Source organism: Aquitalea sp. ASV15 (genome assembly GCF_016429115.1).
Taxonomy (GTDB): domain Bacteria; phylum Pseudomonadota; class Gammaproteobacteria; order Burkholderiales; family Chromobacteriaceae; genus Aquitalea; species Aquitalea magnusonii.
The window spans coordinates 1-8466 of record NZ_JAELTZ010000089.1 but is presented as its reverse complement, the minus strand read 5'-3'; the positions used below and the strand labels follow the sequence as shown (position 1 = coordinate 8466).

7 protein-coding genes and 1 pseudogene are annotated in these 8466 nt (G+C 63.1%); 5 read left to right on the top strand and 3 right to left on the bottom strand.

Annotated elements, in window-relative coordinates; genetic code table 11:
* The coding region (locus JHD64_RS20375) for a phosphoenolpyruvate carboxylase (RefSeq protein WP_199055367.1) at positions 1-1447 on the top strand (1447 nt) is incomplete at its 5' end.
* Between the two features lie 71 nt (positions 1448-1518).
* On the opposite strand, the gene JHD64_RS20370 is transcribed toward JHD64_RS20375, so the two are convergent.
* The 3 genes from JHD64_RS20370 to JHD64_RS20360 all read right to left on the bottom strand — a co-directional run bounded on the left by JHD64_RS20370 (position 1519) and on the right by JHD64_RS20360 (position 4866).
* Positions 1519-2784 (bottom strand): MFS transporter, encoded by a 1266-nt coding sequence (locus tag JHD64_RS20370; protein ID WP_199055366.1) that lies wholly within the window; start codon positions 2782-2784, stop codon positions 1519-1521.
* Positions 2785-2861: 77 nt separating this feature from the next.
* A complete protein-coding gene (locus JHD64_RS20365; RefSeq protein WP_199055365.1) occupies positions 2862-4583 on the bottom strand; it encodes a thiamine pyrophosphate-dependent enzyme in 1722 nt (573 codons plus the stop codon).
* Positions 4584-4641: 58 nt separating this feature from the next.
* Complete coding sequence (locus tag JHD64_RS20360; RefSeq protein WP_199055364.1) at positions 4642-4866, bottom strand: hypothetical protein; 225 nt, start codon at positions 4864-4866, stop codon at positions 4642-4644.
* A gap of 77 nt (positions 4867-4943) precedes the next feature.
* On the opposite strand from JHD64_RS20360, the gene JHD64_RS20355 reads away from it, so the two are divergent.
* From JHD64_RS20355 to JHD64_RS20340, 4 genes and pseudogenes are all read left to right on the top strand, one after another.
* Positions 4944-5720 (top strand): gluconate 2-dehydrogenase subunit 3 family protein, encoded by a 777-nt coding sequence (locus tag JHD64_RS20355; RefSeq protein WP_059286859.1) that lies wholly within the window; start codon positions 4944-4946, stop codon positions 5718-5720.
* Positions 5721-5730: 10 nt separating this feature from the next.
* On the top strand, positions 5731-7488 hold the full coding sequence (locus JHD64_RS20350; protein WP_199055363.1) for a GMC family oxidoreductase: 1758 nt from the start codon (positions 5731-5733) through the stop codon (positions 7486-7488).
* 54 nt (positions 7489-7542) lie between these two features.
* Positions 7543-7887: a cytochrome c family protein gene (locus JHD64_RS20345; RefSeq protein ID WP_059286858.1), complete on the top strand. Its 345-nt coding sequence runs from the start codon at positions 7543-7545 to the stop codon at positions 7885-7887.
* Between the two features lie 186 nt (positions 7888-8073).
* Positions 8074-8466: pseudogene (locus tag JHD64_RS20340) on the top strand (oxidoreductase); the annotation flags it as partial.

Sequence of the window (8466 nt, the reverse complement as noted above, 5' to 3'; positions counted from 1 at the left end):
ACTGGAACACTACCCGGCGCTGGACGAGGCGGCGCGCATCCGCGTCTTGCTGCGCGAACTGGCCACGCCACGCCTGCTGTACTCGCCCTACCAGCAATACAGCGCGGATACCGACAAGGAGCTGGCCATCTTCCGCGAGGCGGCATTGATCCAGCAGCAATTCGGGGTGGAGGCCATCAGCCAGAGCATCATTTCCAACTGCGCCTCGGTCAGCGACATCCTGGCGCTGGCACTGATCCTGAAAGAAACCGGCCTGATCCGGCTGGAAAACGGCCTGCCGGTGTCCACCATCAATGTGGTGCCGCTGTTTGAAACCATTGCCGACCTGGTGGCCGCCACCGACATCATGGACACGCTGTTTGCGCTGCCGTGGTACCAGTTGCTGCTGAAGAGCCGCGGCATGCTGCAGGAAGTGATGCTGGGCTATTCCGACAGCAACAAGGACGGCGGCTATCTCACCAGCCAGTGGGAGCTGTACAAGGCGGAACAGCGCCTGGTGCAGAGCTTCGACAAGGCCGGGGTCAAGCTGCGGCTGTTCCATGGCCGTGGCGGCTCGGTGGGTCGTGGTGGTGGCCCGTCCTTCGAGGCCATCATGGCGCAGCCGGCCGGCAGTGTGGCCGGGCGTATCCGCATTACCGAGCAGGGCGAGGTGATTGCCTCCAAGTATTCCGACCCCGACATCGGCACCCGCAACCTGGAAGCGCTGGTGGCCGCCACGCTGGAAGCCAGCCTGACCAGCCATCCGTCCAGCGAGGCCGATGGCGAGGTGTTCGACGAACTGTCCGAGGCGGCGTTCAAGGCCTATCGCCAGCTGGTGGAAACCGAGGGCTTCATGCAGTACTTCCTGGAAGCCACGCCGATCAACGCCATTGCCAAGCTCAATATCGGCAGCCGCCCGGCCTCGCGCAAGAGCCTGGCCTCCATCAAGGACCTGCGTGCCATCCCCTGGGTGTTCTCCTGGTCGCAATCGCGGGTGATGCTGCCCGGCTGGTTCGGTTTTGGTTCGGCGGTTGCCAGCTTTATCGCCCGCCATGGCGACCAGGGGCTGGCGCGCTTGCAGGGCCTCTACCGTAGCTCGCCCTTCTTCCAGGTGATCCTGTCGAATATGGAACAGGTACTGGCCAAGGCCGACCTGGGTATTGCCCGCCGCTTTGCCGCCCTGGTGGAGGACCGCGCGCTGGCCGACAAGCTGTTTGGCCAGATCGAGGCGGAATGGCAGAAAACCCACGATGCCTTCTTTGCCATCAGCGGCCAAAGCAGCCTGTTGCAGCAAAACCCCACCCTGCACCGCAGCCTGGAAACCCGTCTGCCCTATCTGGATGCGCTCAATCTATTGCAGGCCGACCTGCTGCAGCGCCTGCGCGCCAATCCGGATGATGCCGAGGCGCTGTATGCCATCCATCTCACCATCAATGGCACTTCGGCTGGTCTGCGCAATAGCGGCTGATCCGCCACCTCGCCTGGCAAACGGAAAAACCGTCACCTCCGGGTGACGGTTTTTTCTTGCCGGCCAGCCGCTCAGGCTGCTGGTCTGCCCGGCTTGCCCATCCGGCCGGGCCCGGTTTCCTGCAAGCCCAGGATCAGCAGGATGGCCAGCACGGTACAGCCAATGAAGAACAGGCCGGACTGCTGGAAGTGTTGCAGCAAGGTGCCGGGCCTGCTGTTGCTGTAAGCCAGGAACAGGTTGTACAGCATGCCCACCAGGGTGGCGCAGCCAAATACCAGAAAATTGGCACAGCCGGCGGCACTGCCCTTGACCCGATCAGGGTTCACTTCCTTGCTGATGCTCACCACCAGCAGCTCGGCACCGGATACCACGCCCAGCAGCAACATGCTGATTTCGCCCGGTAACAGGTCCGGAAACAGGAAGAGCTGCATCATCACCAGCAACATCAGTACCGCGCCGGTACACAGCACCGGCTTGCGCTGGCCCAGCCGGTCCGACCACAGGCCAAACAAGGGGCTGCCGGCAATCCAGCCCAGCGACACCATCGAGCTGACCAGTACCGCATCGGCATAGCTGAACTGGCGGTCGCTCTGGAACAGGTCGACTGCCCAGGTCATGGCAAACACCGAGGTGGGCACCGTCATCAGCCCGCCGATCACCCCGGCCAGCCACGACTGCCGGTTCGACAGAATGATGCGGAAGGGCTGCAGCAGGGTCAGTGTGTCCGTGGCCGCTGCGGTGTGCGGCGTGGGCTGCTGTTGCGGGCGCAGTAGCAACAGGAAGCCGCCGGCCAGCAGCAGGATCAGCACGGCCAGTGTGCCCCAGTACTGGGTGATGCCAAGCCCGGCGGCCAGCGCATGGCCGATGCCGTACTGCCCCAGGTAGCCGCCCAGATTGCCGCTGGCCTGGGTAATGCCCAGTATGGTGGCCAGCCGGTGCGGGCTGAAACCCTGGGTGGCAATGAATACGCAGCCCGGCCAGGCAAAGGCACAGCCTGCCCCTTGCAACAGCCGGCCGACATAGCCGCCGGTCTGCGAGCTGGCCAGAAAGCACAGGCAGCCCAGCGCCAGGATGACACAGCCGGCCACCAGCGATGGCCGCGGGCCCAGGTGATCGATGGACAGGCCGGCGACCAGGCTGCACAAGGAATAGGTAATGAAATAACTGCCCAGCAGGCTGCCGGCCTGCAGTGGCGTGATGCCAAACTGTGTGGCCAGTGGATGCAGCATGACTGCCGGGCTGGTGCGTACCACGTAGTCGAGAAAATAGAAAACGGCACCCAATAGCCAGGCCAGTAATAGTAGCCGGGCAGGGGAGAGGTGTCGGGCAAGCGTCATGGGCTGCTCCTTGGCGATCTATCGGGCAATGGGCAAAGGGGAGTGACCCCGGCCAGGGCTGGCCGGGGCGGTGTGGCTTAACGGCGCAGGAAATTGCTTTCGATCAGCTTGACCACCTCACCACCATGACCGGACAGGATGGCCTTGGCCGAATACAGGGCGGTGTGCAGCACTTCATCCGAGGTCACGGTGGGCGGCATCACCAGCTCGTACTGGTTCACCTTGACATCCAGCAGCATGGGGCCGGGCTCGGCCAGCCAGCGGGCCACCGCATCGGGCAGCTGGTCGGCATGCTCGACACGCAGACCCTTGAAGCCGATGGCTTCGGCCAGTTTTGCCCAGTCCGGGTTGTGCAGATCGGTGTAGGCATTCATCAGGCCCTCGGTTTTCTGTTCGATCTCGACAAAATCCAGCGCACTGTTGTTGAGGATGACAATCTTGATGTCCAGCCCCTCCTGCACGATGGTGAGCAGATCCCCCATCAGCATGGACAGGCCGCCATCGCCGCAGATGGCAATGACCTGACGGTCCGGAAAGGCGTTCTTGATGCCCAGCGCCTCCGACATGGCATTGGCCATGGTGCCGTGGATCAGGCTGGCCAGGGTGCGGCGCTTGCCATTGGCGGTGGTGTGGCGCAGCAGCCAGACCATGGCGGTGCCGGAATCGCCTACCAGGAAGGCATCTTCCGCGGCCATCTCATCAATCAGCCGGATCAGGTATTGCGGGTGAATCAGCCCGTTATGCCCCGGTTTTTCTTGCTCAGCCAGCCAGCGCAGCGATTTGTGCCGCAGCTTCTGGCACTCCTGCAGGAAGTTGTCATCGTGCCGTTCCGGCAGCCGCGGCAGCAGCTGTTGCAAGGTGGTGCGGATATCGCCCACCAGCCCCAGCTTGACCGGATGGCGCCGCCCCAGATGGGTGGCCTGGTTGTCCACTTGCACGATGGTGGCGCGGTGCGGGTAGAACGAGGACCAGGCGAAGTCTGCCCCCAGCAGCAGCAGCGTGTCGCACTCCTGGGTGGCGTGATAGCCGGATTCGATGCCCAGCATGCCGGTCATGCCCACATTGTAGGGATTGTGCGGTTCGATAAAGTCCTTGGCGCGGCTGGTGTGGGCCACCGGTGCCTTGAGCCGGCGGGCCAGCTCGACGATTTCATCATGTGCATCGGCGCAGCCGGAGCCGCAATACAGTGCCAGCCGCTCGGAAGACAGCAACAGCTCGGCCATCTGGTCCAGCTCGCTGGTGGACGGGCTGCATACCGGCTGGGGGTGGTGGGTGCTGAAGGGCAGGCCGGGTGGCACCGGCTGTCCGGCCAGATCGCCCGGCACGATCAATACCGCCACGCCGCGCAGATTGATGGCGGCCTGCGCAGCCTGGGCCGTCAGGCGGCGGGCTTGCGCCGGGGTATACAGCGTGGCGCAGAAATGGCTGCAGGTCTTGAAGATGGCGGCCAGGTCCACCTCCTGCGGAAACTCCATGCCCAGTTCGGTCAGCGCCACCTGGGTGGCGATCATCACCACCGGTGAGCGGTTGCGGTGGGCTTCCAGCAGGCCGTTGATGGTATGCAGGCTGCCGGGGCCGCAGCTGCCGGCGCAGGCGGCAAGCCTGCCGGTCATATAGCTTTCCGCGCCGGCGGCCATGGCGGCCACCTCCTCGTGGCGCACATGAACCCACTTGATCTGGCTGCGCCGGATGGCATCGGTAATGTGATTGAGGGTGTCGCCAACAATGCCGTAGCAGTTTTGCACCCCGGCTTGTTGCAGGGTTTCGACGATGACTTCACCGACAGTCTGGTGGCTCATGGTGGGCTTCTCCAAGGTTGGGCTGGTCGGAAGGAGTGGAATAACTGTAGTAACCGCGCTATGCAGCCAGCTGGTTTTGGGTGAGATGGGCTGTCTGCGACAAGCCGAAGTTACTGTTTTGCATCTTTGCCTTTGCCGCACTGCTTTGTCCCCGCCTGTTTTCCGGAGTTAGCTGCCGAAGAATTATTTGTTTTGCGTCATTTTTTCCCTTGAGCCAGCGAAATTTCCTTTTCCACTGGCGACCTCCTTCAGCCCCTTGTTTTTGCCTGTTGCCGGGAATCATTCTCCATCCAGCCACTCCGGTCGGACCTCTGCCGGACGGAGGGCTCCCATTGCTACAGACCGCTCCAGGAGTTTGTGATGCCCCACTCTGTCGATTCTCCTTCCTCCGCTCCGGCCACCGCCTCGCGCCGGGTTTTCCTCAAACAGCTGGCGGCTGCATCCGGCAGCCTGCCCCTCGGTCAGGCCCTTGCCGGTGGCACGGCGGCGGCCCTGCTGCTGCAGGCCCCGGATGCCGCGGCGGCCACGACCAAGGCCCCGGTGATCAACACCGTCTATGGCTATGAAAGCTTTGGCCCGGACGAGGCCGCTTTTGTCGAAAGCATGCTCAACATCATGTGTCCGGCCGATGCCCATACGCCCAATGGCGTGGATTGCGGGCTGGCCATTTATATCGACCGCCAGTTGGCCGGCAGTTTTGGCCAGGGGGCACGGCGCTATGCGGCAGGGCCGTTTCTGCAAGGTGCGGTGCAGTGCGGCCCGCAGTTGCCGCTCACCCCACAGCAGTATTTCAAGACGGGCATAGCAGAAGCTGACCGTGCTGCACAGCGGCTGCATGGCCAGTTGTTTGATGCGCTCAGCCCTGAGCAGGGCAATGCCTTTTTGCAGCAACTGGCCGCCGGCCAGATTCAGGGCGAGCAGCTGGACCTGGGCGAATGGTTTAACAGCCTGGTGTATCCGCTATTTTGCGAAGCCTGTTATGCCGATCCGCTGTACGGCGGCAATGTCGGCATGGTGTTCTGGAAGATGATCGGCTACCCCGGCCTGCCGGCCACCCATGCACTGGATGTGGTGAATTATCTGGGCAAACCCTACCCAGGGCGTGCCACCCCCAAATCGATTGCGGATTTCAGCTAAGGGAGCCGGTATGAAACAACGAGCAAGCAAAACCGTGGTGATTGTGGGCGGCGGCCTCACCGCCGGTCTGATCGCCCGCCAGCTGACCGCCAAAGGATGCGAGGTACTGGTGCTGGAACGTGGTGGCGATCACAGCAAGGGCCCGGAATCCAGCCTGCCCAACCAGCGTGACGAGTTGCGCTGGGCGGTGCGCCAGGGGCTGATCCAGGACTGGTCGCGCGAAACCTACACCCTGCGTCATCAGCATAATCAGACCGCACTGCCGGTGCGCTGGATGGAGTCCTTCCTGCCGGGACAGGGGCTGGGCGGTGCCGGTAATCACTGGAACGGCCATTTGTGGCGCTGGGCCGAGTACGACCCGCAGCTGCGCAGCCATTATGAGCGGCGCTATGGCAAGCAGGCCATTCCGGCCGACATGCCCTTGCAGGACTGGGGGGTGACCTATGCCGAGATGGAGCCTTACCACGACCTGTTTGAAAAGCTGTTCGGGGTATCCGGTCAGGCGGGCAATATCGATGGCAAAAAGCTGCCGGGCGGCAATCCCTTCGAAGCACCGCGCAGCGGGCCCTACCCTCAGGCGCCGCTGCATGTGCTGGAATCCGGGCTGGTGTTCAAGCAGGCCTGTGACAAGCTGGGCTACCATGCCTTCCCCCAGGCGGCGGCCAACTCCTCCGGCGCCTATACCAATCCGGACGGGCAAAAATTGGGGCAGTGCCAGTATTGCGGCCATTGCGAACGCTTTATCTGCGAGGCCAATGCCAAGGGCTCGCCCCAGGTCTTGCTCTACCCCATGTTGCGCCAGCGCAAGAGCTTTGAAGTAAGGCTCAATACCCAGGTGCTGGGCCTGCGTTACGACGCACAGGGCAAGCGGGCCACGGCGGTGCACTGCCTGGACTTGCTGACCGGGGAAGAGTACGAACAGCCGGCCGAGGTCATCGTGCTGGCCGCCTTTACCATGAGCAATGCCCAGCTGCTGCTGCATAGCAAGATCGGCACGCCCTACGACCCGGTCAGCAATACCGGCGTGGTGGGCAAGAACTTCTGCTATCAGGTGAATACCGGGGTAGACCTGTTCTTCAAGGACAAATGGTTCAATCCCTTCCTGGCCAGCGGCAGTACCCAGATCCTGATCGACGATTTCAATAACGATAATTTCGACCACACTGGCCTGGGCTTTCTGGGTGGCGGCACCATTCAGGCTTACCAGTTCAGTGGCCGCCCCATCCAGGGACGACGGGTGCCGGATGGCACACCGCGCTGGGGCACCGCGTGGAAGCAGGCCAATGCCGACTGGTATGCCCACTCCATGTCGCTGGGTGTCGAGGGCAGCTGCTATCCGCACCGGGGCAACTATCTCAGCCTGGACCCGACCTATCGCGATGTCTATGGCCGGCCGCTGGTCCGCATGACTTTCGATTTCCGCGCCAACGAGCAAAAGATGGCGCAGTTTGTCAGCGGCAAGATGATGGAGATCGCCCGGCACTGCGGTGCGGACAAGGTGGGCAGCCTGCAAGGCCTGGTCGTCCCGTTTGACAGCCGCATCTATCAGACCACCCACATCGTCGGCGGCACCATCATGGGTGAAACACCCCATGACAGCGTGGTGTCACCGCATCTGCAGCATTGGGATGCCCACAACCTGTTTGTGGTGGGCGCCTCGGTCTATCCCCACAACTCCGGCTACAACCCCACCGGCCCCTTGGCTGCACTGGCCTTGCGGCTGGGGGATGACCTGCTGCGCTATCTGCAGGCTCCCGGCCGTCTGTAATGCAATCGGGCCGCCCGCATGGTGCGGCCTTGTCCACCCCCAAAGGAGATTCCCATGCGTACTCTGTTATTTGCTGCTGCCTTGCTGCCCCTGCCGGCGCTTGCCGCCGCCCCAGCCCCCGCCGCTTTTGCCCAGTGTGCCGCCTGTCACAGCGTGAATGGCAGCAATGGTGTCGGCCCCAGCCTGAAAGGCATCATGGGCCGCAAAGCCGGCAGTTATCCCGGTTTCCGTTACAGCCGGGCGATGAAGACCTACGGCAAACCCTGGGACAAAACCAGTCTGGCGGCTTATCTGGCCAACCCGCAGCAAGCGGTGCCGGGTAATACCATGCCATTTCCCGGCGTGCCCGATGCCGGGCAGCGCACCGCCATCGTCAATTACCTGGCCACGCTGAAATAAGCAGGAGCAGCAGGCGCGCTCCGTCAGCGGCTGGCGGAGCGCGCCTGTCCGGCCCGCCCTTGGCGCGCCGGCAAGACACTGTAAGGTGGTACAGGCCAGCACCAAGGGCCAGCAGTCAAGCCGGGCGCTTGCCCCAACCATCGGCAGACCCTGATCGTGATGACCCCTCACCCACACGGAGCTGCCATGTCCACACGTTTTCCCCATTTGCTGTCACCGTTGCAGATCGGCAGCGTGACCTTGCGCAACCGCATCGTATCCACCGGGCACGATACCGTGCTGCCGGTCGACTGCCAGGTCAGCCCGGAATTGATTGCCTATCATCAGGCGCGGGCACAGGGCGGTGTCGGCCTGATTGTGCTGCAGGTGTCCGGCGTGCATGAGAGTGCGCGTTACACCTCGCATGCCCTGATGGCCACCGACGATGGCTGCATAGCCGGCTATCGGGCACTGGCCACGGCCGTGCAGGCCGCCGGCGCCAGGGTGTTTGCCCAGCTGTTTCATCCCGGCAGTGAAATCATGGAAACCGCCGACGGCATGCAGGCGGTGGCCTATTCCGCCTCGCGCTGTGCCAGCGAG

What these genes read in the sequence shown, in the direction of transcription:
- JHD64_RS20350 (WP_199055363.1), top strand. Translation starts at nt 5,731, where the DNA reads ATGAAACAACGAGCAAGCAAAACCGTGGTGATTGTGGGCGGCGGCCTC.
- JHD64_RS20370 (WP_199055366.1), bottom strand. Translation starts at nt 2,784, where the DNA reads ATGACGCTTGCCCGACACCTCTCCCCTGCCCGGCTACTATTACTGGCC.
- JHD64_RS20345 (WP_059286858.1), top strand. Translation starts at nt 7,543, where the DNA reads ATGCGTACTCTGTTATTTGCTGCTGCCTTGCTGCCCCTGCCGGCGCTT.
- JHD64_RS20355 (WP_059286859.1), top strand. Translation starts at nt 4,944, where the DNA reads ATGCCCCACTCTGTCGATTCTCCTTCCTCCGCTCCGGCCACCGCCTCG.
- JHD64_RS20365 (WP_199055365.1), bottom strand. Translation starts at nt 4,583, where the DNA reads ATGAGCCACCAGACTGTCGGTGAAGTCATCGTCGAAACCCTGCAACAA.
- JHD64_RS20360 (WP_199055364.1), bottom strand. Translation starts at nt 4,866, where the DNA reads ATGATTCCCGGCAACAGGCAAAAACAAGGGGCTGAAGGAGGTCGCCAG.